We start from the raw sequence: 1444 nt of genomic DNA, 5'->3' as shown, positions 1-1444 counted from the left end.
TCCCTTTAATGCTCCGCTATGCTTTAACTCACTTCTTACTCTTGTATTAAACTCTGCTACCTTCTCGTTCGTATATGCTCCAATTGCTATACTTCTAATAGCTATTAAATCATCTCTCTTAAGATTATCTATCTGCTGAGTATATTCCTTAGCAAATGACGTAACTAAGCTGGTTTTAGCTTCCTGCTCATTATCCTTAATGTTAAATACGTCTAGTTTTCTATATATCTCAATGGCTTCCTGCATCGCAAAGCGTCCCATAGCTCTCGTCGCCTGCCTGTACTCTACTCTTTCCTGTCTTCTTACTTCAGTAAGCTTAACTCCTCCCGCAATCTTACGGGCTTTGTTGAACGCTCCAGTCATGCCAACAGCTGTAAACTGGTTGTTATCTCCAACAAGCACTAATTTAGCCTTAGACCTTAAGACCTCGTGAGCTAAATAGTCCATATTAGCAAGCTCTATCATGCTTGCCTCATCTGCGATCAATACTGTTTTGCTATCAAGTACATCAGAACGTAAAAAGTTCAATACAGAGTCACAACCAATAGATTTTAAATATTCTTCTTCCTCATAATATTTGCTGCTTAAATCTATCTTAAAGTCGCCTCCTTGGGACTCTACGATTTTCTTACGAAGCACACTAGTATTGTCGGTTTTGATGCCAGCATTACGGCTTAAGACCTTAGCAGATACACTACTTGGTCCAGTACCTACTACCTTAAATCCTGCCGCTTTGTACTGACGCACTATCTCTTTCATCACGAAAGTCTTACCGGCTCCGGGATTTCCTTCAAGTACGCTAATATCAGAGCCATTACAGACTGACAAGATCGCTTTAATTTGCTCATTACTGAACTCATGAGTCTTACTGTCAAATATGTTAAGCTTTAAACCTAAACTACCTCCTATCTTATCATTAAACTTATTTTGTAGGTTCGCTCCTACTACATTTACTAAATCGCCTATTTGTTCCTTAAGACTATTTCTTTCTCCAATATTACTATCTAAAATATTCAGCTTATGTTCGCCTTGAGCATTTAACTCTTCTATAGCAGATACATAACGACGCTCTAAATTTACTCTTGATTTTAAGGAATACAGAGTTCTGCCCATTAAATCTTTCTGATCCATTAACTCGATCTTATCAGATACAAGTAGCTGATTGTAAAGCCTTAAAAACTCCTCACCATATTCTTTGTTCAGATGCTCAATAGCTGGGTTGTTAGTAGCAGCACCTACTTGATTATTAACTGCATTTTTTGCTCGACTTTCTGCTGCATCATTTGCTATATTTTGTGGTGCATTCTCAACACTTACTTGCTCCTGCACGAGACCTTTTCCAAAGGCTCTAATAGCTTCTTGCTCCTTTGCAATATCACTATCCTTTACTACTAAATGCACCATCATTGCGTCCGATAATGCTATAGCTATATCTTCTTTAGTA

Annotated in this window: 1 protein-coding gene; it reads right to left on the bottom strand. The window is 38.1% G+C overall.

Going from position 1 to position 1444, the window contains the following annotated elements; genetic code table 11:
• Positions 1 to 1444, bottom strand: a 1444-nt coding sequence (locus KYQ89_RS04575) for an AAA family ATPase (RefSeq protein ID WP_218460608.1), incomplete at both ends; no start/stop codon positions are given.

Origin of the sequence: Rickettsia sp. TH2014 (assembly GCF_019249195.1) — a bacterium.
Classification (GTDB): domain Bacteria; phylum Pseudomonadota; class Alphaproteobacteria; order Rickettsiales; family Rickettsiaceae; genus Rickettsia; species Rickettsia felis.
This window is presented reverse-complemented; position numbering and strand designations above follow the sequence as displayed.